The following is a 21,361-nucleotide window of genomic DNA, read 5'->3' as shown; positions in this document are numbered from 1 at the left end:
GATGTCTTGCCAAGAGCATGGACACGCTTACGTAAGACGCGCAACTCGGGAGATTATTTATGGCTGACGCCCTGAACACCGGACTGACCGCCAAGCAGCGCGGCGACATCGCTTCGGCCCTCAACAAGGTGCTGGCCGACAGCTACGCGCTCTATCTGAAGACGCATGGCTATCACTGGAATGTTCGCGGCCCGAACTTCCAGTCGTTGCACGTGCTGCTGGAAGGCCAGTACCAGGAAGAATGGGCGGCGCTGGACGACATCGCCGAGCGCATCCGCGCCCTGGGCGAGCTGGCCCCGCAGGGCTACGGCGCCTTCGGCAACCTCTCCAGCATCAAGGACGGCAACCCGGAAGGCGACTGGGAAGCCATGTTCAACGAGCTGCTGGCCGACAACGAGACGGTGATCCGCACCCTGCGCGATAGCTTCCCGGTCGCCGACGACGCCGGTGACGAAGCCACCGCCGACCTGCTGACCCAGCGCCTGCAGGCGCACGAGAAGCACGCCTGGATGATCCGCTCGACCCTGGGCAAGAAGTAAGCTTCCAGGAGAACAGGGTGGGGACCCTGAGCCTTAGAACGCCCCTTGGGGCCGCCGCGACCTTGCTGGTCGCCGGCGGCCTTTGGGCGTGCTCGACCACCACCTATTACGTCCCCGCCGGCGAGGGACGGGCGGGCGGGATGGTGCGGATCACCCGCAGCTTCACCGACGAGGGCCTGGCCCGCTATACCGCCGACTTCGACCACGCCATGCTGGCCCTGGCCAAGCGCCACGACCCTCGTCCGCATACGGACTACTGGGGGCGCGTCGAGGGCTGGGAGGTCATCAATCTCAAGGACATCCCGCGGATCGGCGACCGCGCGCCCGACTTCGACGAGGCGCGGCTGATCAACAGCCTGCGCCCGATGACGCCGGACGAGCTCGAGTTCGCCAAGCCGTTCGTGCTGACCGGATCGGCCGACGCCCGCGCCAAGGCGCTGAACTGCCTCTCCCAGGCGGTCTATTACGAGGCCGCCTTCGAGCCGGGCGAGGGCCAGCAGGCCGTGGCCCAGACGGTGCTGAACCGCATGCGCCACCCGGGCTATCCCAAGTCGGTCTGCGGGGTCATCTACGAGGGCGCGGCCCGGACCACCGGCTGCCAGTTCAGCTTCGCCTGCGATGGCTCTCTGGCGCGCACGCCGGTGCCGGCCATGTGGGCTAACGCCCAGGCGGTGGCCAAGCGGGCGCTGAGCGGTTTCGTGTTCAAGCCGGTGGGGATGTCGACCCACTATCACGCCGACTATGTCTCGCCGTACTGGGCCCCGACCCTGGTCAAGCTGCGCAAGTTTGGTCAGCACATCTTCTATCGCTGGACGGGACCGTCCGGGACCCTGGCGGCGTTCAACGGCCGCTATTCTGGCAACGAGACCGTCTCGGCCGAGATCCTGATGGCCGCCGACCCGCGCACCCTGGAGGCGGCCCCGCCCGAGGTGCTGGCCGCCCAGAACGCGCCGCCGCCGATGGTGGGCGCGGCCGCCCAGATGCTGGGGGTGTCGAACCTGGTGCTGCCCGAGGCCAAGCTGATCTCGGTCCCCGACGGTCACGGCGGCGAACGCGTCACGGTGCAGGGCACGGTGGCCGGCCGCCGGATCCCGACGGCCGAAGAGATCGACCGCATCAACAAGGCGCTGGAAGCCGTCGCCGAACCGGCCCCGCCGACGGTCGAAGCCCCCGCCGCGCCGCCGCCTCCTCCGCCGCCCCCGCCGAAGCCCAAGCCGCGGCCGCCGAGCTTGCTGAATCCGTTGAATTAGAAGCGGAGGGCAGCGCCCCCTCCGTCACGGCGCTGCGCGCCGCGCCACCTCCCCCGCTTCGCAGGGGAGGAGAAGTCGTTTCATCTTCCCCCGTGGAACGGGGGAGGTGGCCCGAAGGGCCGGAGGGGGCGCTAGGCCCCTACCAAACCCCGATCTTGTTCGCTTCCGCGTGGCTGATGGGATGATGCGCAGCCTTGTGGTCTTCCTCGGCCAGGAAGCGCACGGCTTCCAGCGCGGCCATGCAGCCCATGCCGGCGGCGGTGACGGCCTGGCGGTAGACGTCGTCGGTCACGTCGCCGGCGGCATAGACGCCCTCGATCGCGGTCGAGGCCGTGCCCGGCTTGACCTTCAGATAGCCGCCCGGGCCGGTTTCCAGCTGGCCCTTGAACAGCTCCGACGACGGCGCGTGGCCGATGGCGATGAATACGCCGTCGGCGGCCACATCGGTCGTTTCGTCGGTCTTGATGTTCTTCAGGCGAGCGCCGGTGACGCCCATCGGATCGCTCGTGCCGGTGACCTCGTCGATGACGCTGTCCCAGATGACCTCGATCTTCGGGTGGGCCAGCAGGCGCTCCTGCAGGATCTTCTCGGCCCGCAGCTCGTCCTTGCGGTGCACCAGGGTCACCTTGCTGGCGAAGCTGGTCAGGAACAGCGCCTCTTCCACGGCGGTGTTGCCGCCGCCGACCACGATGACGTCCTTGTTGCGATAGAAGAAGCCGTCGCAGGTGGCGCAGGCGCTGACGCCAAAGCCCTGGAACTTAGCTTCGCTCTCCAGGCCCAGCCACTTGGCCTGGGCGCCGGTGGCGATGATGATGGTCTCGGCGATCCAGTCCTGGCCGCTGTCGGTCTTCACCGTGAACGGGCGCTTGGAGAGATCGACCGACAGGACGATGTCGTTGACCAGCTCGGTGCCGACATGCTCGGCCTGGGCGCGCATCTGGTCCATCAGCCAGGGACCCTGGATGACGTCGGCGAAGCCCGGATAATTCTCGACATCGGTCGTGATGGTCAGCTGGCCGCCCGGCTGGATGCCCGCGATCAGCACGGGTTTCAGCAGCGCACGAGCGGCGTAGATGGCGGCGGTGTAGCCAGCGGGACCCGAACCGATGATCAGGCAGCGCGTTTGGCGGGGAGCGGATGTGGACATGGGGCACATATAGTGTCGATTCCGGCGCGAGGCGATGGGCCGGACGCGGCGAAAAACTCACGCCATCTCTAGCTTCCGTCAGCTTGGCGGCGCTCCGCGAACACACGACGCCGTGGACAAGGTCGCGGTTATGGTGTCCGATCCCTTAAGTAGTCGCCACAGGCTACACGGAGGAAACCTGATGAAGCTCGCAATCCTGCTGGCCGCGGCGATCGTGGCCCTCTTTGCCGGCCTGGCCAATCTCTGGTTCGGCGATGTGACCGTGGGCGCGGCGTTGATCACGACGTTCTGCGCAGTGGCCGGGATTTCGGCCTGGAACGCGAGGCGCGAGTACGAGGCGCGACCGGTCGAACCGCCGGTCATGGAGCACGCAGTCGAATAGGGACGATTGACGCCTCGTCCACGATTTCAGGGTTAATGTGGCGTCATGACCGCGCCCTTCATCGAGATCGCCGGACGCAAGATCGGCGCTGATTATCCGCCCTATGTGATCTGTGAGCTGTCGGGCAATCACAACGGCAGCCTCGAGCGCTGCCTTGCAATGGTCGATGCGGCGGCCGACACTGGCTGCGACGCGATCAAGATCCAGACCTATACCGCCGACACCATCACGCTGGATGTCGACCGGCCCGAGTTCAAGATCCACGGCGGCCTGTGGGACGGCCGCACGCTGTACGAGCTTTATCAGGAAGCCCAGACGCCGTTCGAATGGCATGCGGCCATCTTCGAGCGCGCCCGCCAGCGCGGCGTGACCATCTTCTCCAGCCCGTTCGATGAGACCGCCGTCGACCTGCTGGACAGCCTGGGCGCGCCGGCCTTCAAGATCGCCTCGTTCGAGGCCGTCGACCTGCCGCTGATCAAGTACGCCGCCGCCAAGGGCAAGCCGCTGATCATCTCGACCGGCATGGCCAACCTGCAGGAGATGCAGACGGCCCGCGACACCGCCCTGGCCGCCGGCGCGGCGGGCGTGCTGCTGCTCCACTGCGTCTCCAGCTATCCCGCAACCTTCGCCGACGCCAATGTCCGCACCGTGCCGGACATGGCCCAGCGCTTCGGCTGCCCGATCGGCCTGTCTGACCATACGCCTGGCACGGCGGCCTCGGTGGCGGCGGTGACCCTGGGCGCCTGCGTGATCGAAAAGCACTTCACCCTGGCCCGCGCCGACGGCGGACCGGACGCTGCCTTCAGCCTGGAGCCGGTCGAGTTCAAGGCCCTGGTCGACGACACCCGCAACGCCTGGGCCGCCCTGGGCGTGGCGCACTACGACGTGCTGGGCGCCGAGCAGGGCTCCCTGCAGTTCCGTCGCTCGCTGTACGTCTCCGCCGACGTCAAGGCTGGCGAGACGCTGTCGCGCGCCAACATCCGCTCGGTGCGCCCGGGCAGCGGTTTGCCGCCGGGCGAGCTGGACAACGTCCTGGGCAAGCCCGCGACCCGCGACATCGCCCGCGGCGAGCCGCTGGACTGGTCGATGGTGGGTTAGCCTTCGATCAGGCCCAGCCGCTTGCCGGTGATCCGGTCCAGCGTGCGCTTGGGCAGGATCTCGGTCATCAGCACCTGCATGGGCGAGGGCGAGACGACGTAGCGGACCTTAGGCCGGGCGGCGGTCAGCGCCGTGTGGATGGTCTCGCCGATGGTCTCGGGCGGCAGGCCGGCCTTGCCGATGGTCAGCATGTACTGGCGCAGGCGCTCCAGGGCCGGGGCGTAGATCGTGTTGGCGTAGCGGCTGGTGTCGGTCTCGTCGGCCTTGGTCCAGATCGGCGTCGCCACCGCGCCCGGCGCGACCACCACCACGTCGACGCCGAATGGCAAGAGCTCGCGGCGCAGCGATTCCGACAGGCCCTCCAGCCCGAACTTGCTGGTGCAGTATGGGGCCATGAGCGGATTGCCGTTGCGGCCGCCGACCGACGAGATGTTGACGATCCGGCCGGGGTTGCTCACGCGGGCCTCGCCGGCCCCGAGCAGCGGCGCGAAGGCCTGGGTGGCGATGACCACGCCGGTCAGATTGACCTCCAACTGCTGACGCCATTCCTCGATCGGCAGTTGGAGCAGGGGACCGGCGACGGCGATGCCGGCGTTGTTGACCAGGCCCGCCAGGGCCGCGCCGCCCAGCGCCGCCTCGACCTGCCTGGCGCTCTCCCGGACGGCGGCTTCGTCGGTGACGTCGAACAGCAGCGGGGTGAAGGCGGCGCCGAATTCGGCCGCCAGCCGGTCGGCGTCGGCGCGTTTGCGCACGCTGCCGAACACGTGACAGCCCCTGGCCGTCAGCACCTTGACCGCGCCCCAGCCGATGCCGGTGGACACGCCGGTGACCACTACGGATTTTGTCGCCATGTCCCGCCCCATCCCTGATGCCGGCAGGATGCGCCCGGCGGCGGCAAACGCCTAGAGGGCGGCGAGGAACGCTTCAGCCGCCCGGTCCGCGCCCAGGCCGTCACAGACGGCGGCGCTGGCCGTCGACAGCGCGGCGCGGTGGTCGGCATTGGCCAGCAGGGCCGAGACCGTCTCGATGAAGGCGGGCTCGAAGTCCGGCGCGGCGACGTCCAGGCAGGGCGAGGCGCCGAGGGCGGCCAGGGCGTGTGCCGACGGCGCCTGGTTGTCGGCCAGGATCAGGGTCAGGGCGGGCAGGCCCAGGGTGCAGCGCTCCCAGGTCGTCGAGCCGCCGGCCCCGATGGCCAGATCGGCCTCCAGCACCAGTTCGGGCATGTGCAGGGTGTCGACGTGCAGGGTCACGCGCGGATCCTGCGCCGTCAGGTCCCACAAGGCCGGCAGGCTGGGCGCGCCGCCACCCAGGACCAGGTCCAGCCTGGCCTCGCCCGCCAGGGGCCGCAGCAGGTCGGCCACGCGGCCGGTGACGCCGCCCAGGTCGGTCAGGCCCAGCGACACCAGGATCCGTCGCACCGCCGCCCGCTCGGCCCGGCGGGCCAGGGCGGTCTCGCGCAGGGCCGCAAACGCTGGCCGCACCGGGGCGTAGGCTGGACCCAGCAGCAGGCGCGCATCGGGAGCGAGGAGGCCGGCATAGTCCTCGGCCTTGCGGGCCGGGCCGGAGTCCAGGACCAGATCGACGGCCAGCGGTCGGTCGGCCAGGTCGTCCAGCGCCAGGCTGGGCCGGCCCTTGGCCAGGGCGCGGTGGTCGTCGGCGGTCAGGCCATAGTGGTCGAACGCCACGGCGTCATAGGCCTCGTCGCTGGCGGCCTGGGCCATGTCGGGCGCGAAGGCCTCCAGCACCCGCGCCACTTCCGGCGTGGCCAGGAACGCGCAAGCTGCGCCCCGCGCCTGCAGCGCTCGCGCCAGGGTGATCGAGCGCATGACATGGCCGCCGCCGATGGCGGGACCTGCGTCGCATATGAAGAGGATGCGGGTCATGCCCGGCGATCGCTAGATTGGCCGTCGGAGACGAAGGGGGCTCTAGGAGTCTCGATCACGCCGCTGCTTCTTCTCGCGATTGTAGTCCCGCATGAAGAACCAGTGGACGCCCACCGCGCCGAAAACAGCCAGCCAAAGGATCAGCTGCATTTGGAAGAAGGGGTCCATTCAATCCTCCACACGGTAGAGAACGTAGTGCAGCGCGCCTTGTAGGGCAATGAAGCTGACCAAGGCGCCAAGGATCAGCAGAGCATTGGAGCGGCCTGTAACCAGGGGCTGGACGAGCGCGGTGCCCACGAAGACGACAGACGCCGCATTGCAAGTCGCCGCCAGGGCCTTGCGTTGCTCGTTCCGAGCGGCCTTGCCAGGGCGAGGTATGATTGGCAGCTCAATCATGGCGCGAACGTAACGCGAACAAATTCGCGTCTACAATCGGAAAAATCAGGCTTTCGGCTTGGCGGCGCGGGGCTTGCGCGGCTTCGGCGTAGGCGTCTCGACCACGCCTTCGACCGTCTTCGCGCGCGGCTTGCGCTTGGGCTTCTGTGGCGCTTCGACCTCGGCGACCGGGGCGGGGATCTCCACCCCGATCCGCGCCAGAACCTCGCGGGCGGCGCGGTCGGTTTCGTCCACCGGATCATAGGTCCAGCCGTGGAAGGCGCCGCCATAGGGGCGGGCCGCGCCCATGCGCTCCAGCTCCTCGTGGAACATGCGGAACTTCAGGCCCGCGCCGTCCATCTTCAGCACGAACACCGGCTTGCCGGTCGAGGCCGCCTCGGTGGCCATATTGGTCGAGTCCTCGGTGACGAGGATGTAGTCGGCCCCGGCCAGGAAGGCGAAATAGGGATTGGCGCCCTCGCCGTTCCAGATCGTACCGGGCAGGTGGCGCAGGCGGGCCGTCATCAGGGCGCGCGCGGCGTCGGGCGTGCGACGCGAGAAGGTCATCAGCAGGCTGCCGCCTTCCTGCTCCAGCGGGATCTGGATCGAGTGGGCGATCTGCGCCGCCCGCTCGCTGGACAGGTCGAAGGCCTTGGACTTGCCGCCCACCAGCACCGCCACGCGCGGCCGGGGCAGGGGATCGATCAGAGCCTTGAAGGTCTCATACTCGGCCTCCAGCCGCTTGGGCGTCACCCGGTGCGGCGAGCCGCTGATCGGCAGCACGTTGTCGCCGTCCAGGCGGTCGTGCTTGGGCGGGATCACCAGGTCGAACATGTGGGCCGGGACGCGCGGATCCTGGATCTGCACGACATAGGACTTGCCGCCCGACCAGCGCTTGGCGCGGATGGAGAGGGGCAAGGTGGCGCGGCCGGCGGCGACCCAGAGGTCCGGCCACTCGCCGTCACGACCGGTGGGAATGCCGCTGTCCGGCGTCAGCCAGCGCTTGGGCAGCAGGTTCAGCCACCAGGGCAGGCGGCCGGTGCGGCCCTTCCAACCCACGCGCTTGATGGTGACTTCGCAGGGGACGAGGCGGGCGATCGCCTCCGACAGGCCCACGACCTGGGCCTCGATGCCGGCGCGGCCATCGGAGACAGCCCATACCCTAAGCGGCAGTTTCGGAGCTTCGGTCACATCGACCCCCGACAACGCGAAACGAAACAAGGCCGCCGATCGGCAGCCTTGCTCCATTGAACCGTAGTTGTGGCTTAGCTGGGGCGAACCCTACAGCCATTCCACCTTGAGGATCTCGTAGGCCTTGACGCCGCCGGGCGTGTTGACCTCGACCACCTCGCCGACTTCCTTACCGATCATCGCGCGCGACAGCGGCGACAGGACCGAGATGCGGCCCGACTTCACGTCGGCCTCATGCTCGCCCACGATCTGGTAGCGAGCCTCGTCCTCGGTGTCCTCGTCGACCACGCTGACCGTGGCGCCGAACTTCACCTGCTTGCCCGACAGTTTCGAGACGTCGATCACCTGCGCGCGGGCGATCTTGTCCTCGATCTCGGCGATCTGACCTTCGATCCAGCCCTGACGCTCCTTGGCGGCATGGTACTCGGCGTTTTCCGACAGGTCGCCGTGCGAGCGCGCCTCGGCGATCGCCGCGATTACGGCCGGTCGTTCGATGGTCTTCAAACGCTTCAGTTCTTCGTCGAGGGTCTGATAACCCCCGACGGTCATCGGCACTTTTTCCATTGCGGATTTTAGCTCGGTCGCCTTGGGAGGAATGGCTTCCAGTCGCGGGCGTTTCACAACCGGGGGCTGGGAGGATAGGCGCCCAACTCCGGCTGCGCAAGGGGTTCAGCTTGACCTTAAGGGCAGGTCGTCCGCGATCCGGCGAGGTTTATGCCCGCCGGCGCACCGGCTCGGCCAATCCGCGCGGCAGCTCGAACTGGCTGACAAGCTCGGCCAGCAGGGCCGCGTCGCCGTGCAGGGTCTGGGTGGCCACCGAGGTCTGCTCGACCATGCCGGCGTTCTCCTGCAGCACCTGATCCATCTGGTTGACGGCGCTGTTGACCTGGTGGAGGCCATACGCCTGGTGCTGGGCCGAGGCGGCGATTTCGCTGACCAGGCCGTCGATTTCGGCGATCTGGGAGACGATCCGCTCCAGCGCCTCGCCCGTGCGGCCGACCAGGCCCACGCCCGTCTCGACCTGCAGGGTCGAGGTCGAGATCAGGGCCTTGATCTCCTTGGCGGCCTCGGCCGAGCGCTGGGCCAGGGCTCGGACTTCCGACGCCACGACGGCGAAGCCCTTGCCGCTGTCGCCGGCGCGAGCGGCCTCGACCCCGGCGTTCAGGGCCAGGAGGTTGGTCTGGAAGGCGATCTCGTCGATGACGCTGATGATGTTGGTGATCTGCTGCGAGGAGCCCTCGATGGCGGTCATGGCTGCGACGGCCTGCTGCACCACCTCGCCCGAGCGGCGGACATCGTCGCGGGTGCGGGCCACCACGTCGGCGGCCTTCTTGGCGCCCGAGGCGGTCTGGCCGACCGTGGCGGTGATCTCGTCCATCGCCGTGGCGGTTTCTTCCAGGCTGGCGGCCTGGCGTTCGGTGCGCTTGGCCAGGTTCACGGCGGCGTCGGCGATCTGGTCGGAGTGGGCGCGCACGCCGTCGACGCGGCCCTCGATCACGCCCATGGCGTCGGCCAGCTTGCCGGCGGCGGTGTTGTAGTCGGCGCGCAGGGCCTCGTAGGCCTCGGCGAAGCGCTGGTCGAGACGGGCGGTCAGGTCGCCGCGCGCCAGGTGCGCCAGGGCCTGACCCAGGGCGGCGATAGCGGCGTCGCGCTGGGCCTCGGCCCGCTCGCGGGCGGCGGTGTTGACCGCGCGGGTCTCTTCCTCGGAGCGGCGGGCGCTCTCGGCGGCGTCATTGGCGGCGCGGGCCTCGCCGACGGCGGCCTCGGCCTTGGCGCGGGCCTTGTGGTTGACGGCGAACATCGAGTTGACGCTGGCGGTGATGGTGATCAGCGCTCCGGCCTCGACGATCAGGATCACGGCGTGGACGATGACCCGACCCAGGCTGGCCGAGCCGGGGAACACCGCGCTGGGCAGCAGATACGACAGACCCAGGTGGTGCACGGCCACGGTCGCGGCGGCGGCTGTGATCACCACCCAGTCGCAATAGACGACCAGCAGGGCCAGGGCCGCGAAATAGGCCATGTGCATGTCGCCCTGCCAGGCGTGGCCGCCCAGGGCCGCGACCAACAGCGAGACCTGGGCCATCAGCGCCACCCCGACCAGCGAGCGGCCGGCCGAGCCTTCGCCGCCGAAGCGTCTGGCCAGGGTCGCGCAGATGGCGGTCAGCACGGACGCGACGGCCAGGCCGGCGAAGCCCTCGTGTACGGCCAGGCGCGCGCCGACGACGATCGCGACCATCGCCCAGGCCAGGGCCACGATCAGCTTGCCGCCGACCTGGCGTTGCGACTCGAGATTGGAGAAGGCCAGCTTCATGTTCGTCTTCAGGGCTTGGTGGCGGTGATGGCGGGCGCGCAGGCGCCGGCCAGGGCGGGGTCAAACAGCAGGACGGCGCCGGCGGCGCGGGCCCGTTGCTCCAGGTCGGCGGGATCGCCGCGCAGAATCACGATGAACGGCACGCCGCCGACGCCGGAGAGGTCGCCAGCGCTGGCGGCCGCGCCGACCACCTTGGCCGGGCTCCACCAGGGCGGAAACACCGCCGCGATCCGGCCGGGCGTGCGGGGCTGGGCCTCGACCGCGACGGCGGCGAAGAGGCTCAGGCCCGCGCCCAGCGCCGCCAGCGCGACCGGTCCCGCGACGGCGGCGATGCGACGCGTCAGGGAAGGGCGGGGCGTCAAGGCGGGGCGTCTCCTGCGAGGGCGGGCGTGAGCCCTTGAGATGCCGCGCGTCAGGTTTTGGAAATCTTAAGCACGACCGTCCAGCGACGCTTGGCCGCACAGGTTGGGCGTCCGGGCGACGGCGTTGACTCTTAAGTCGATATATGTCGAGATATTGCAATGAAACGCACCCGACGCCCCTCCGGACCGGCGCTTCGCCTGCTCCACGCCCTGCTCGCCGCGCCGGCGGACTGGCGTTATGGCTATGATCTTACACGGGAAACCGGGGTGGGGGCGGGCACGCTGTATCCGCTTCTGGAGCGCTGGGCGGGGCAGGGCTTGCTGGTGTCGGAGTGGAGAGCTTCCGAGACGCCGGGCCGCCCTCCGCGCCACGCCTACCGCCTGACCGGCGCCGGCCAGGCCTACGCCGCGGAGTGGACGCAAACCGTTCCGTCGACAGATGAGTTGGGGCTGGCGACATGAACCTTCTCCGAGCCTTGGCCCAAGCCCTCGCCCAAGCCCTGGGACGCCATGCCGAGAGCGTGCTGGCCATTGTCCGTCCCGAGCAGGGGCGCGCGATCGCCGCCGAGATCGCGCATATCGACCGTCCCGTCGCGGCCCTGGTCTTCGCCCTCGGCGGCGTGCGGGCTGCCTGGCGGGGCCGGTTCAGCGCGCCGGCCGCCGGGATCGTCCTGGCGCGGCTGATGATCGCGCTGGCGGCGGGGATGATGGGCTATGTCCACCTGCAGATCACCGGCAGCAATCTGGGACGCAAGCTGGCGTTGATGGCCGGCGATGACGCGGGCATGACGCCCTATCTGGCGCGCATGATCGACCAGCAGAGCCTGGCCTATTTCCTCTGGCATTTCGGGGTGCTGGGCGGCATGGGCGCGCTGCACGTGGTCGCCGCCCTGGCCATGGCCGTGGGCGCGACCCGGGCGGTCTACCGGATCGCGCTCGCCATCGCCGCCCTGTCCATCGCCCTGCCGGTGCTGGGCGCGGGCGGCCTGACCCTGCCGATCATCTACCTGGCCCTGATCGGCCTGATGGCTCTGGCGGCCTGGATCCTGGCGCGCGGGTGGCGCCGGGACGAGCAGCGGATGGAGGCGCGCTGAACGCGGCCGCCACCCTCAAACACTCAGCCCTGCTTGGGAATGGTGTTGATCATCCACGGGATGCCGAACTTGTCGGTGAAGCTGCCATAGCCGGGCGACCAGAAGGTCTCGGCGAAGGCCATGCCCACCTTGCCGCCTTCCGACAAGGCGTCGAACACCCGGCGCGCTTCGGCGGGGTCCTCGGTGTGGAAGGTGACGTCGAAGCCGTTCTTGGGCTTGTCGATGTTAGGGGCGAACTCGGGCGGCATGTCCGCGCCCATGATCGACTGGTCGCCGACGTCCAGCCAGGCGTGCATCAGCCAGTCCTTGTACTTGGCGTCGACCGGCGTGTCGGGCGGGCCGTCGCCGAACGGGAAGGCTGCGGTCACCTTGCCGCCCAGCACCTTGGCGTAGAAGTCGAAGGCCTGGCGGCACTCACCCTGGAAGCTGAGGCTGGTGACGATCTTCATGGCGATCCTCCTTGTGGTTGTCGGCCGGAGGCGAGGCTGAGCCCACTGTGTGACGGAGGCAAGCGCGGGCGCGCGCTCAGCGTGGCGCGGACAACGACAGCGCGCGCAAAAAACCCCTCTCTGCGGGAGAGAGGGGTTTGATGATCCGCGTCCAGGCTTGGGGGCCTAGAGCTTGTACTCGATGGTCAGCCACCACTTGGTGCGCGAGGCCGGCGGGGCCAGGGCGCCCTTGGGCACGGTCTTGGCGCGATCGAAGTCGGCGTACTTCCACTGCATCGACCAATGGCTGTTGATCGGCGTGGCGTACATCAGGTTCCACTCGTGGCCCAGGTCGACATTGGTGCGGCCATTGTCGAAGTCGTGGTAGCGGGCCATCAGCTCGCTCTTGGCCGGCAGCCAGGACCACTTGGGCTTGACGGTCAGCATGACGTTCACGTCCTGCAGGCCGTCGGCGAAGTTCTTGAAGCCGCCCGGGGTGTTCCAGGCGTCGGCCCAGCCGTTGAAGCCGTGGGCCGCGCCGGTCGCCGAGCCGAAGCCGCGCACGCCGTCGCCTTCCAGGGCGTCATAGGCCAGACGCAGGGTGTAGGCGCCGCGGGTGGCGGCGACGTCGGCCCCGAAATAGTCCAGCTCGAACGGGGCGGTGCGGCCGCGCCAGTCGTTCTGGCGGGCGAAGGTGGCGTTGTAGGCCAGGTCGTACGCGCCGACCTTGTGCTTGCCCGAAGCCTTGACGCCCTTGGTGATCACGCTGCTGGCCGGGGCCTGCTCGAAGTCCATGCCATAGACATAGCCCTGCAGCGTCAGCGCCTTGGAGAAGGTCCAGCTGGCGTTGACGAAATGGCTGTCGCTGTCCCAGTCGCGCAGTTCGGCGAGCGTGCGGTTGACCTTGTCGGCGTAGATGTAGGTGGCCTTGAATCGGCCGCGGTTGACGTCGACGCGGAAGGCGTCCCAGGTCTGCTCGTCCTGGCGCCAGGGGGCCGCGCCCACCAGACGGGAGTCGTCCAGCTGGATGCGCTGGCGGCCGAGAGTGAACTGGGCGGTCTTGTTGGGCGTCCACTGCAGCTGCAGGCGGTTGAGTTCGGTGCCTTCGGGATCGTTGATGGCCGGATACTTGGCCTTGTCGGCGCCGTTCAGCGGCGGACCGCCGTTCGAGGTGATCGCAAAGCGCACCGGACCCAGCCAGGTGACGTTCTCGAAATCGACCAGGGCCTTGAAGCCCTTGTAGGAGGCCGTTTCCCAGCCGGCCCGCGTGCGGGTGGTCAGCTGCTGGCCGTTCTCCGTCAGGGTGGCGGTCTTGGTCTGGTCCCAGTGCTCATAGCGCGTGCGGACTTCCAGCATCGGCTTGCCGGACGTGATGGCGTCCAGAACCGACGATGCCTCTCCCGCCTCCGCGGCCGAGATCCCCACCAGCCCGGATGCCAGAGCCCCGAGCGCGCATGCCAATAGCGTCTTTTCCATGGTCGTGGTTCTCGGGGATAAAGGTTAATCCCCTTCCCCACGGGAACTCCACGATCCCCACATCAGGGAAAGTAAGACTGCGGTAAGTTGTCGCGGGGGTGGGACCGGTCACGCCCCCGCGACAATACCTCAGGTCTCAATAACCTCAGGCATAGGCGTACGGACCGCCGCGCTCGAGGGCCCGCTGGTAGGCGGGGCGAGCATGGATCTTCTCCAGGAACGCCTTCACATGCGGACGGCTGCCCGCGCCGCCGCGCGCCGCGCCGGCCTCCAGCGGGAAGCTCATCATGATGTCGGCGGCGGTGAAGGCGCCGCCCGCGAACCACGCCGACTTGGCCAGCTCGGCGTCCCAGTAGTCGACATGCAGCTTGATCTGCGGGTCGATGAAGCTGCCTTGGGCCTTGTTGGCGATCGACCTGACCAGGCCCTTCATCAGACCCGGCGCGCGGTTGGGCAGGGCGGTGAACACCAGCTTCAACAGCAGCGGCGTCATGGCCGAGCCCTCGGCATAGTGCAGCCAGTAGGTGTAGCGCAGGCGCTCGGCGCTGCCCGCCGCCGGGACCAGTCGGCCTTGGCCATAGGTCTCGACGATATACTCCACGATCGCGCCGGTCTCGGCGATGACCTTGTCGCCGTCGGTGATCACCGGAGACTTGCCCAGCGGATGGATGGCCTTCAGCTCGGGCGGGGCCAGGATGGTGTTGGCGTCGCGCTCGTAGCGCTTGACCTCATAGGGGACGCCCAGCTCCTCCAGCAGCCACAGGACACGCTGGCTGCGCGAGTTGTTCAGGTGGTGGACGACAATCATGAGGCGCTCCCGATTTTCGCCCACAGTGGCGAGACGACGCCTGGGTCAGTCAAGAGGGCCGTCGGTCAGCCCGCTGCGACGCTTTCCACGATATGCGCCCGGTACAGCACCGCGATCAGGTCGGTCTGGGTGATGACCCCGACCAGCCGCCGCTCGCCGTCGACCACCATGGCCTCGTGGGTGTGGCCGCTGGACAGGATCGGCAGCAGGGCCGCGATCGGCGTGCCCTCCATGACCTTGTGCACGAAGGGGTCGAGGGCCGCCTCCACGGTGCGGCGGTTATTGGCCTGCAGCTCGGCGCGGCGGGCCATGCCGATGACGCGACCGGCCTCGTCGACCACCGGGGCGGCGCGCAGCTCGTGCTCCTGCAGATAGGCCAGGGCGCTGGCCGCCGACTGGTCGCGGTCCAGGCGGATGACGTCGCGCGACATCACCTCGCCGCAGCGGATCTGGCCGTGCAGCCGCTGGTGGGCCGAGATCTCGACCTCGCGGAACAGGGCGTCCAGGTCCTCGCGGGTGACGTCCAGCAGCTCGCCGTAGCGGGCCAGGGCCGCGTCCAGGTCGACGGGGCTGTAGCCGATGCGGGCGGCGGGAGCGGGGTCCTTGGTGTGATGCGGGCTGGCGGCCGGGGCGGGGACGCGGTGCGGATAGGAGTGGCCGGTGAGCCGTCCCCAGGCCATGCCGGCAGCGACCAGGAGGGCGGAGTCCACTGCCACCGGGTTCAGGGCGAACAGGAAGCCGGCCTCGCGCACGGCCGGGCCGCCGATCACGCAGATCAGCGCCACCGCGCCACCCGGCGGGTGCAGGCAGCCCAGCAGCATCATCGTCCCGATCGCCAGCCCGACCGCCAGCGGCGCGGCGACCAGGGTCTGCGGGACCAGCATCGCCACGGCGATGCCGATGAAGGCCGAGACCAGGTTGCCGCCCAGCACCGAGCGCGGCTGGGCCAGCGGACTGGCCGGCACGGCGAACACCAGCACCGCCGACGCCCCGATCGGCGCCACCAGCAGCGGATGCAGCCAGTCGCCGCCGCCGACGGCAAAGCGTCCCAGCAGGCCGGCGAACAGCAGGCCGACCAGGGCGCCGGCGCCGCCTCTGAGCGCGTCGATCGGGCGGATGGGGCTCTTGCCCCGGACGAGCGTTTGCAGGCGACCGGTCATGGCGGCGGGGATAGACCGGCGAGGCGAGGGCGTCTTGCCGTTTTTTGTACAGACGGTTCAAGAAAGTCGGGGAGGGCGGCGCAGGCTTTCCCCTAACCGTCATCCCGCGCTTTATGCGCGGGACCCATGGTTCAGCTTTCACGTGAGAGCGTGGACCGGCGCTGTACTTGCGGCGGATAAATGGGTCCCGCGCATAAAGCGCGGGATGACGGGTGAGGTGGGGGTACTGCTCACCCACCAGCCCTCGTCGACTAAGTCCGAGCGCCCAACGGCTTCAAATCCGGCTCCACCCAGCCGCGCCGGGCTTCGACGCTGAACAGCCGTTCGCGCGACCAATGCGTCAGGGGCCAGTCCTTGTCGCCCAGGGGCGTTTCCAGCAGGCGCTGTGCGGCCTCGCTGTCGGAGATCCCCGCCGGCAGGTCCGCCACGAACGCGCGGATGGCCGCCAGATAGGCCTGGGTGATGGTCTCGTGATAGCCGCTGGTGTCATCGTTCACCCCGCCGACCGACACGTTGTAGGTGCGGATGATGCCTGGCAGGTCGCGCTCCAGCCCCGCGTCGCGGGTGCGGACCAGGCGCAGGGTGGCGGTCAGGTGGGCGGCGTGGGTCCACTGGGCCTTGGGCAGGCTGTGGTCCAGCAGGCCCTGCGCCAGGGCGGCGATCTCGGCGTCGGTTGGGCGAACGGTGTTCATGGTCGAGCTAGACACGAAAACGCCCGGCGACCGCAAGGCCGCCGGGCGTCGTTTCGGACCCGTAAGGGTAAGGCTTTAGGCTTCGACCATGTTCTTGGCGACGGCCGCCTCGCGCATGGACTTCTGCAGCTTCTCGAACGCCCGGACCTCGATCTGGCGGACCCGTTCGCGGCTGACGCCGTACTGGGCGGCCAGTTCCTCGAGGGTGGTCGGGTCGTCCTTCAGGCGGCGCTCGGTCAGGATGTGACGCTCGCGGTCGGTCAGTTCGACCATCGCCTCTTCCAGAAGCGACATCCGCAGCGACTTCTCCTCGTTCTCGGCGACGACGGTCTCTTGCGAAACCTGGTCGTCGTCGGCCAGCCAGTCCTGCCACTCGCTCTCGCTGTCCGAACGCAGCGGGGCGTTCAGCGAGGCGTCGGGGCCCGACAGGCGGCGGTTCATCGAGATGACCTCGCTGTCCAGCACGCCCAGCTTGGTGGCGATCTGGCTGACCTGGTCAGGGCGCAGGTCGCCTTCCTGGAAGGCGGCGATCTGGCTCTTGGCCTTGCGCAGGTTGAAGAACAGCTTCTTCTGCGCGGCGGTCGTGCCCATCTTCACCAGCGACCACGAGCGCAGGATGTATTCCTGGATCGAGGCGCGGATCCACCACATGGCGTAGGTCGCCAGGCGGAAGCCCTTCTCGGGCTCGAACTTCTTGACCGCCTGCATCAGGCCGACATTGCCTTCGGAGATCACTTCACCGATCGGCAGGCCGTAGCCGCGATAGCCCATGGCGATCTTGGCCACGAGACGCAGGTGCGAGGTGACCATCTTGTGGGCGGCGTCGCTGTCCTGATGCTCTTTCCAGCGCTGGGCCAGCATGAACTCGTCGTCCTTGCTGAGCATCGGGAACTTGCGGATCTCGGTCAGGTAGCGCGACAGGCCGCCGTCCGGCGACATCACCGATAGAGAATTTACGGCCATGGTCTTCATATCCCCTTGCGTGCGGATCCGCTCGCCAATCGCGCGCGATCATCCCCCACACGAGAGGATAGATAGGGCGCAAAGTCGCGGGCGAAAGGGTGGTAACGCATTTGTAATGTCCGAGTTGCCCGCTTGGATATTGTACGAATGCGGCGGCACTTTGATCGCGCCGCGCAATCGGCCACTCTTCAGGAAATCTGGGAGAGTCGGTCCATGCTTCGCTTCATCCTTCGCATCCTGATCGCCGCCGCCGGCCTGTGGCTGTCGGACCGCCTGGTCGACGGGGTCGTGGCCGAGGGCTGGACCACGCTGCTCATCGCCGGCTTCCTGCTGGGGATTGTCAACGCCATCGTCCGCCCGGTGGTGACGGTGCTGACCTTCCCCCTGACCATGATCACCCTGGGCCTGTTCCTGCTGGTGGTGAACGCGGCGATGATCGGCCTGGTGTCGCTGGTCGTGCCCGGCATGGAGGTCCATGGCCTGTGGGCGGGGATCCAGGCGGCGGTGGTCACGGGCATCGTCAGCTGGATCGGCCAGGTGGTGATCGGGGATACGAAGCGCGAGCGGGACTAGGTCGACGTCGCGGCAAGCTGGCGCCGCTGATCCATCGGCGTAACCTCCCGCGTCGGGAGGAAGCCGAGATGAAGATCACCGGCGTCAATCACCTGGCGCTCGTCTGCCGCGACATGGGCGAGACGGTCAGGTTCTATACCGAGGTGCTGCAGATGCCCCTCGTCAAGACCGTGGCCCTGCCGGACGGCGGGCAGCACTTCTTCTTCGACTGCGGCGGCGGGGCGTGCCTGGCCTTCTTCTGGTGGCCGACGACGCCGGCGGCTGCGCCGGGGATCGCCTCGGTCCGGTCGTTCCCGGCCGACGCCAAGACCGCCGTCGGCTCGATGAACCACGTGGCCTTCAGCGTCGACGAAGCCGACCTCGAGGCCTGCCTGGCGCGCCTGCAGGCCGCCGGCGTCCCGACCTTTCCGATGGTGATCAGCCACGACGACAGCCCCATGGGCGTGGCGCGCGAGCCGCATCCGGGCGTCTTCGTGCGTTCCGTTTACTTCACCGATCCCAACGGCGTCATGATGGAGCTGGCGGCCTTCACCCGCGACTTCGCCGCCGCCGATGTCGCCCACGAGCCCGCCGGCATGACGGTAGACGCCTGATGCCCCGCCTGCGCCAGGTTTCCCGCGCCGAGGTCACTGACGAGCGGACCCGCAAGCTCTACGACCTGCTGTTCGACGACCGCGATCCGGTGGCTGAACCCGGCACCGCCACCGGCACACGCGGCGACTGGTGGACGGTGTTCGCCGGCAGCCCCGACATTCTCAAGCACGCCTCGCAGGGCTTTGCCCTCTATCGCGATCCGGCCCGCAAGCTGGACCCGGTGCTGCGCGAGCTGGCCCAGACCCGGGCCGGCTGGGCGCGGGGCAGCCAGTTCGTGTTCTCCCAGCACTGCAAATCTCTGCGCGGCCTGGGGGTCTCGGAAGCCAAGATCGCCGCCGTGCCGCACTGGCCGGTGTCGGACCTGTTCGACGCGAACGAGCGCGCCGTGCTGGCCTATGCCGACGGCCTCGTTTTGGACGGCGGCCGCATCGCCGACGGCGTGTTCGCCGCGCTCAAGGCGTTCCTCGACGACGAGCAGATCCTGGAGCTGACCTACATCACCTGCCTCTACGAGATGCATGCAGTGATGAGCCGGGCCCTGCGCACCGAGTACGATGATCGCGACGAGCCGGTGGTCGAGGTGGCCGCGCCGGCGTTCGCCGGTCGCGATTTCCTGGACACGGAAAAGTAGCGCCTGGGTTGCATCTCATCGTCTGGCGCGAAAACCAGTAAAAATGCCCGCAAGCACTGTGACGGCTGCATGAATGTTTCGCGAAATCCGCCGTCAACAGCTCTGCCATTATCACGTCGTTAGCCGAGTGAATGGCTCCTCCGCTCGCGAGTGGAGGCGTATTGATGTTCACCCTGCGGGATACGGTTTCTTCGCTGGCGCCCGCGCGCCAGGAAGATCTCGGCAAGTCTCTGTATGACCGGTTCCGGGCGGAGCCGGACACCCTGATCGTTCCGGTCGTCGACGACGACAACCGGCCGATCGGCATTGTCGAACGCAACGCCTTCTTCCTGCGCATGGCCGCCGAGTATGGCCGCGCGCTCTATGCCAACCGTCCGATCTCGACCCTGATGGACCGCGAGCCGCTGGTCGTCGACGCCGGGGCCGAGCTCGCCGAATTCACCACCAACAGCCTGTCCTATCGCGCCTCGGACCTGCTGCGCGGTTTCATCGTCACCGAGGGCGGCCGCTATCTGGGCGTCGGCACGGTGCTGGGCCTGCTGCAGGCCGCCAACGAGACCAACCGTCGGGGTGTCGAGCAGCTGGCCGAGGCCAAGGCGGAAGTCGAACGCGCCCAGACCTTCATGACCGCCATCGTCGAGGCCATGCCCTCGATGGTGTTCGTCAAGAACGCCCAGGACCATCGCTACGTGCTGCTGAACCGCGCCGGCGAGAAGACCCTGGGCCTGCCGCGCCACGAGGTGATCGGCCGCACCGACGCCGACGTCCATGGCGAGGAACTGGGCGCCCTCTATGTCGAGCGCGACCGCGAGGTGCTGGATTCCGGCGAAGTGCGCGTGATCGAGGAAGACCTGGTGCCGCGCCGCGACGGCTCGACGGCCATCCTGCGCACCAAGAAGATCGCCCTGCGCGGCGTCGATGGCCAGGCCGAATATCTGCTGGGCGTCTCGGAAGACATCGCCGAGCGCAAGCGGGCCGAGGCCCAGATCGCCCGTCTGGCCCACTACGATCCGCTGACCGAACTGCCCAACCGCGTGCTGTTCCAGAAGTCGCTGTCCGAGGCCCTGGCCCGTCGGGCCCGCAAGGGCGACCAGCTGGCCGTCCACTTCATCGACCTGGACCGCTTCAAGACCGTCAACGACACTCTGGGCCACCCGCTGGGCGATGCTTTGCTGCGCGAGGCCGCCGAGCGCCTGCGCAGCTGCGTGCGTGAGGGCGACACCGTCGCGCGCTTGGGCGGCGACGAGTTCGCCGTGGTGCAGACGGGCCTGTCGGACATGTCCGGCGCCACGCGCCTGGCCGGCCGCATCGTCGAGGCCATGTCGGCCCCGTTCGACCTGCAGGGCCACCAGGTGGTGATCGGCGCCAGCGTCGGCGTCGCCGCCGCGCCTTCGGATGGCGAGGACGCCGACGAGCTGCTGAAGAAGGCCGACATGGCCCTCTATCGCGCCAAGGGCGACGGCCGCGGCGCCTTCCACTTCTTCGAACGCGCCATGGACGAGCAGCTGCAGGCCCGCCGGGCGCTGGAGCTGGACCTGCGCCGCGCGCTGCAGGCCGGCGAGTTCGAACTGTTCTACCAGCCGCTCTACCATCTGGGCGACGAGCGGGTGACGGGTTGCGAGGCCCTGCTGCGCTGGCGCCACCCCGACCGGGGCATGGTCTCGCCGGCCGACTTCATCCCGCTGGCCGAAGAGATCGGCCTGATCGTGCCGCTGGGCGAGTGGGTCCTGCGCCATGCCTGCGCCGAGGCCGCCACCTGGCCCGAGCACGTGCGCCTGGCGGTGAACCTGTCGCCGGCCCAGTTCCGCGATCGCGGCCTGGTGCGCACCGTCGTCTCGGCCCTGGCCGCCTCGGGCCTGGCCGCCGAACGCCTGGAGCTGGAGATCACCGAGTCGGTGCTGCTGCAGGACAACGTCGCCAACATGCAGATGCTGCACGACCTTAAGGCCCTGGGCGTGCGGATCTCGATGGACGACTTCGGCACGGGCTACAGCTCGCTGAGCTATCTGCGCAGCTTCCCGTTCGACAAGATCAAGATCGACCAGACCTTCGTCCGCGACATCCTCGACGACAGCGACGCCATGGCCATCATCAAGGCCGTGCTGGACCTGGGCGCCAGCATGGGCGTGGTCACCACGGCCGAAGGCGTCGAGACCCAGGAACAGCTGGACGCCCTGCGCGGCCAGGGCTGCGCCGAGATCCAGGGGTATTTCATCAGCCGGCCGGCGCCGGCGGCGGATATTGCGAAGTTGCTGGGCGTGGAGCGGGTGGATGTCGTCTCGGCGCCCGTTGAAACCTTCTCCCAGAGGGAGAAGGAGGGGCCCGCGCCGCAGGCGTGGGAGGATGAGGGGTTAAAGCGGTCGAGAGTGTAACCCCTCACCCCAACCCTCTCCCTATGGGA

General features: G+C 68.6%; 24 protein-coding genes and 1 pseudogene. 10 read left to right on the top strand and 15 right to left on the bottom strand.

The genetic code is table 11. From position 1 onward, the window contains the following. Positions 1 to 59: 59 nt before the first annotated feature. Both ABDW31_RS00980 and ABDW31_RS00975 read left to right on the top strand, forming a co-directional pair. On the top strand, positions 60 to 539 hold the full coding sequence (locus ABDW31_RS00980; RefSeq protein WP_184716884.1) for a Dps family protein: 480 nt from the start codon (positions 60 to 62) through the stop codon (positions 537 to 539). A gap of 17 nt (positions 540 to 556) precedes the next feature. Continuing rightward, on the top strand, positions 557 to 1,789 hold the full coding sequence (locus ABDW31_RS00975; RefSeq protein WP_184716886.1) for a cell wall hydrolase: 1,233 nt from the start codon (positions 557 to 559) through the stop codon (positions 1,787 to 1,789). 139 nt (positions 1,790 to 1,928) lie between these two features. Here the strand turns inward: ABDW31_RS00975 and trxB are convergent, their stop codons facing one another. Then, positions 1,929 to 2,936 carry a thioredoxin-disulfide reductase gene (gene trxB / locus ABDW31_RS00970; protein ID WP_184716888.1) on the bottom strand — a complete coding sequence of 336 codons (1,008 nt, stop codon included), beginning with the start codon at positions 2,934 to 2,936 and terminating at the stop codon, positions 1,929 to 1,931. Positions 2,937 to 3,117: 181 nt separating this feature from the next. Between trxB and ABDW31_RS00965 the strand changes: the two genes are divergently transcribed. Then, positions 3,118 to 3,318 (top strand): hypothetical protein, encoded by a 201-nt coding sequence (locus ABDW31_RS00965; protein WP_184716890.1) that lies wholly within the window; start codon positions 3,118 to 3,120, stop codon positions 3,316 to 3,318. 45 nt (positions 3,319 to 3,363) lie between these two features. Next, positions 3,364 to 4,416: a pseudaminic acid synthase gene (pseI, locus tag ABDW31_RS00960; protein ID WP_184716892.1), complete on the top strand. Its 1,053-nt coding sequence runs from the start codon at positions 3,364 to 3,366 to the stop codon at positions 4,414 to 4,416. On the opposite strand, the gene ABDW31_RS00955 is transcribed toward pseI, so the two are convergent. The 7 genes from ABDW31_RS00955 to ABDW31_RS00925 all read right to left on the bottom strand — a co-directional run bounded on the left by ABDW31_RS00955 (position 4,413) and on the right by ABDW31_RS00925 (position 10,541). Beyond that, positions 4,413 to 5,267, bottom strand: coding sequence for an SDR family NAD(P)-dependent oxidoreductase (locus ABDW31_RS00955; protein WP_184716894.1), 855 nt, complete (start codon positions 5,265 to 5,267; stop codon positions 4,413 to 4,415). The genes pseI and ABDW31_RS00955 overlap by 4 nt on opposite strands. Before the next feature lie 51 nt (positions 5,268 to 5,318). Then, positions 5,319 to 6,299: a UDP-2,4-diacetamido-2,4,6-trideoxy-beta-L-altropyranose hydrolase gene (gene pseG, locus ABDW31_RS00950; protein ID WP_184716896.1), complete on the bottom strand. Its 981-nt coding sequence runs from the start codon at positions 6,297 to 6,299 to the stop codon at positions 5,319 to 5,321. A gap of 42 nt (positions 6,300 to 6,341) precedes the next feature. Next, complete coding sequence (locus tag ABDW31_RS00945; protein WP_343698230.1) at positions 6,342 to 6,467, bottom strand: hypothetical protein; 126 nt, start codon at positions 6,465 to 6,467, stop codon at positions 6,342 to 6,344. A gap of 273 nt (positions 6,468 to 6,740) precedes the next feature. Then, positions 6,741 to 7,865, bottom strand: coding sequence for an ELM1/GtrOC1 family putative glycosyltransferase (locus tag ABDW31_RS00940; protein ID WP_343698229.1), 1,125 nt, complete (start codon positions 7,863 to 7,865; stop codon positions 6,741 to 6,743). Between the two features lie 90 nt (positions 7,866 to 7,955). Then, the gene (greA, locus tag ABDW31_RS00935; protein WP_184716900.1) at positions 7,956 to 8,429 is read right to left on the bottom strand and encodes a transcription elongation factor GreA; all 474 of its coding nucleotides are present in this window, start codon (positions 8,427 to 8,429) and stop codon (positions 7,956 to 7,958) included. Positions 8,430 to 8,577: 148 nt separating this feature from the next. Continuing rightward, the gene (locus tag ABDW31_RS00930; RefSeq protein WP_184716902.1) at positions 8,578 to 10,179 is read right to left on the bottom strand and encodes a methyl-accepting chemotaxis protein; all 1,602 of its coding nucleotides are present in this window, start codon (positions 10,177 to 10,179) and stop codon (positions 8,578 to 8,580) included. Between the two features lie 8 nt (positions 10,180 to 10,187). Then, positions 10,188 to 10,541: a hypothetical protein gene (locus ABDW31_RS00925; protein WP_184716904.1), complete on the bottom strand. Its 354-nt coding sequence runs from the start codon at positions 10,539 to 10,541 to the stop codon at positions 10,188 to 10,190. A 159-nt stretch (positions 10,542 to 10,700) separates the two neighbouring features. Between ABDW31_RS00925 and ABDW31_RS00920 the strand changes: the two genes are divergently transcribed. Continuing rightward, positions 10,701 to 11,003, top strand: coding sequence for a PadR family transcriptional regulator (locus ABDW31_RS00920; RefSeq protein WP_184716905.1), 303 nt, complete (start codon positions 10,701 to 10,703; stop codon positions 11,001 to 11,003). After that, the gene (locus ABDW31_RS00915; protein ID WP_184716907.1) at positions 11,000 to 11,635 is read left to right on the top strand and encodes a hypothetical protein; all 636 of its coding nucleotides are present in this window, start codon (positions 11,000 to 11,002) and stop codon (positions 11,633 to 11,635) included. The genes ABDW31_RS00920 and ABDW31_RS00915 overlap by 4 nt, the downstream gene beginning before the upstream one ends. Before the next feature lie 23 nt (positions 11,636 to 11,658). Here ABDW31_RS00915 and ABDW31_RS00910 read toward each other — a convergent pair whose 3' ends face one another. The 7 genes and pseudogenes from ABDW31_RS00910 to ABDW31_RS00880 all read right to left on the bottom strand — a co-directional run. Next, a complete protein-coding gene (locus ABDW31_RS00910) occupies positions 11,659 to 12,084 on the bottom strand; it encodes a VOC family protein (protein WP_184716909.1) in 426 nt (141 codons plus the stop codon). A gap of 165 nt (positions 12,085 to 12,249) precedes the next feature. Beyond that, positions 12,250 to 13,539 carry an alginate export family protein gene (locus tag ABDW31_RS00905; protein WP_343698228.1) on the bottom strand — a complete coding sequence of 430 codons (1,290 nt, stop codon included), beginning with the start codon at positions 13,537 to 13,539 and terminating at the stop codon, positions 12,250 to 12,252. A 145-nt stretch (positions 13,540 to 13,684) separates the two neighbouring features. Then, positions 13,685 to 14,347 carry a glutathione S-transferase gene (locus ABDW31_RS00900; protein WP_184716913.1) on the bottom strand — a complete coding sequence of 221 codons (663 nt, stop codon included), beginning with the start codon at positions 14,345 to 14,347 and terminating at the stop codon, positions 13,685 to 13,687. 65 nt (positions 14,348 to 14,412) lie between these two features. Then, entirely contained in the window at positions 14,413 to 15,507 is a 1,095-nt protein-coding gene (locus ABDW31_RS00895; RefSeq protein ID WP_184716915.1) for an HPP family protein, read from the bottom strand. A 251-nt stretch (positions 15,508 to 15,758) separates the two neighbouring features. Beyond that, the gene (locus ABDW31_RS00890; RefSeq protein ID WP_184716917.1) at positions 15,759 to 16,199 is read right to left on the bottom strand and encodes a hypothetical protein; all 441 of its coding nucleotides are present in this window, start codon (positions 16,197 to 16,199) and stop codon (positions 15,759 to 15,761) included. Positions 16,200 to 16,274: 75 nt separating this feature from the next. After that, complete coding sequence (rpoH, locus tag ABDW31_RS00885) at positions 16,275 to 17,171, bottom strand: RNA polymerase sigma factor RpoH (protein WP_184716919.1); 897 nt, start codon at positions 17,169 to 17,171, stop codon at positions 16,275 to 16,277. After that, a pseudogene (locus ABDW31_RS00880) lies at positions 17,168 to 17,236 on the bottom strand (hypothetical protein); the annotation flags it as partial. The gene rpoH and the pseudogene ABDW31_RS00880, both read right to left, overlap by 4 nt. 139 nt (positions 17,237 to 17,375) lie before the next feature. Here ABDW31_RS00880 and ABDW31_RS00875 point away from each other — a divergent pair. The 4 genes from ABDW31_RS00875 (at position 17,376) to ABDW31_RS00860 (ending at position 21,332) form a co-directional block, all read left to right on the top strand. Then, positions 17,376 to 17,735 carry a phage holin family protein gene (locus ABDW31_RS00875; RefSeq protein WP_184716921.1) on the top strand — a complete coding sequence of 120 codons (360 nt, stop codon included), beginning with the start codon at positions 17,376 to 17,378 and terminating at the stop codon, positions 17,733 to 17,735. Positions 17,736 to 17,803: 68 nt separating this feature from the next. Beyond that, complete coding sequence (locus tag ABDW31_RS00870; protein ID WP_184716923.1) at positions 17,804 to 18,328, top strand: VOC family protein; 525 nt, start codon at positions 17,804 to 17,806, stop codon at positions 18,326 to 18,328. Continuing rightward, positions 18,328 to 18,960, top strand: coding sequence for a carboxymuconolactone decarboxylase family protein (locus ABDW31_RS00865; RefSeq protein ID WP_184716925.1), 633 nt, complete (start codon positions 18,328 to 18,330; stop codon positions 18,958 to 18,960). The genes ABDW31_RS00870 and ABDW31_RS00865 overlap by 1 nt, the downstream gene beginning before the upstream one ends. Positions 18,961 to 19,124: 164 nt before the next feature. Next, positions 19,125 to 21,332: an EAL domain-containing protein gene (locus ABDW31_RS00860; protein ID WP_184716927.1), complete on the top strand. Its 2,208-nt coding sequence runs from the start codon at positions 19,125 to 19,127 to the stop codon at positions 21,330 to 21,332. Positions 21,333 to 21,361 lie beyond the last annotated feature (29 nt).

Origin of the sequence: Caulobacter sp. (assembly GCF_039596335.1) — a bacterium.
Taxonomy (GTDB): Bacteria; Pseudomonadota; Alphaproteobacteria; order Caulobacterales; family Caulobacteraceae; genus Caulobacter.
Note: the sequence above shows the minus strand (reverse complement) of the source record. Positions and strands in the feature narration are given on the sequence as shown.

What these genes read in the sequence shown, in the direction of transcription:
- ABDW31_RS00980 (WP_184716884.1), top strand. Translation starts at nt 60, where the DNA reads ATGGCTGACGCCCTGAACACCGGACTGACCGCCAAGCAGCGCGGCGAC.
- trxB (WP_184716888.1), bottom strand. Translation starts at nt 2,936, where the DNA reads ATGTCCACATCCGCTCCCCGCCAAACGCGCTGCCTGATCATCGGTTCG.
- ABDW31_RS00965 (WP_184716890.1), top strand. Translation starts at nt 3,118, where the DNA reads ATGAAGCTCGCAATCCTGCTGGCCGCGGCGATCGTGGCCCTCTTTGCC.
- pseI (WP_184716892.1), top strand. Translation starts at nt 3,364, where the DNA reads ATGACCGCGCCCTTCATCGAGATCGCCGGACGCAAGATCGGCGCTGAT.
- ABDW31_RS00955 (WP_184716894.1), bottom strand. Translation starts at nt 5,267, where the DNA reads ATGGCGACAAAATCCGTAGTGGTCACCGGCGTGTCCACCGGCATCGGC.
- pseG (WP_184716896.1), bottom strand. Translation starts at nt 6,299, where the DNA reads ATGACCCGCATCCTCTTCATATGCGACGCAGGTCCCGCCATCGGCGGC.
- ABDW31_RS00945 (WP_343698230.1), bottom strand. Translation starts at nt 6,467, where the DNA reads ATGGACCCCTTCTTCCAAATGCAGCTGATCCTTTGGCTGGCTGTTTTC.
- greA (WP_184716900.1), bottom strand. Translation starts at nt 8,429, where the DNA reads ATGGAAAAAGTGCCGATGACCGTCGGGGGTTATCAGACCCTCGACGAA.
- ABDW31_RS00930 (WP_184716902.1), bottom strand. Translation starts at nt 10,179, where the DNA reads ATGAAGCTGGCCTTCTCCAATCTCGAGTCGCAACGCCAGGTCGGCGGC.
- ABDW31_RS00920 (WP_184716905.1), top strand. Translation starts at nt 10,701, where the DNA reads ATGAAACGCACCCGACGCCCCTCCGGACCGGCGCTTCGCCTGCTCCAC.
- ABDW31_RS00915 (WP_184716907.1), top strand. Translation starts at nt 11,000, where the DNA reads ATGAACCTTCTCCGAGCCTTGGCCCAAGCCCTCGCCCAAGCCCTGGGA.
- ABDW31_RS00910 (WP_184716909.1), bottom strand. Translation starts at nt 12,084, where the DNA reads ATGAAGATCGTCACCAGCCTCAGCTTCCAGGGTGAGTGCCGCCAGGCC.
- ABDW31_RS00905 (WP_343698228.1), bottom strand. Translation starts at nt 13,539, where the DNA reads ATGGAAAAGACGCTATTGGCATGCGCGCTCGGGGCTCTGGCATCCGGG.
- ABDW31_RS00900 (WP_184716913.1), bottom strand. Translation starts at nt 14,347, where the DNA reads ATGATTGTCGTCCACCACCTGAACAACTCGCGCAGCCAGCGTGTCCTG.
- ABDW31_RS00895 (WP_184716915.1), bottom strand. Translation starts at nt 15,507, where the DNA reads ATGACCGGTCGCCTGCAAACGCTCGTCCGGGGCAAGAGCCCCATCCGC.
- ABDW31_RS00890 (WP_184716917.1), bottom strand. Translation starts at nt 16,199, where the DNA reads ATGAACACCGTTCGCCCAACCGACGCCGAGATCGCCGCCCTGGCGCAG.
- rpoH (WP_184716919.1), bottom strand. Translation starts at nt 17,171, where the DNA reads ATGAAGACCATGGCCGTAAATTCTCTATCGGTGATGTCGCCGGACGGC.
- ABDW31_RS00875 (WP_184716921.1), top strand. Translation starts at nt 17,376, where the DNA reads ATGCTTCGCTTCATCCTTCGCATCCTGATCGCCGCCGCCGGCCTGTGG.
- ABDW31_RS00870 (WP_184716923.1), top strand. Translation starts at nt 17,804, where the DNA reads ATGAAGATCACCGGCGTCAATCACCTGGCGCTCGTCTGCCGCGACATG.
- ABDW31_RS00865 (WP_184716925.1), top strand. Translation starts at nt 18,328, where the DNA reads ATGCCCCGCCTGCGCCAGGTTTCCCGCGCCGAGGTCACTGACGAGCGG.
- ABDW31_RS00860 (WP_184716927.1), top strand. Translation starts at nt 19,125, where the DNA reads ATGTTCACCCTGCGGGATACGGTTTCTTCGCTGGCGCCCGCGCGCCAG.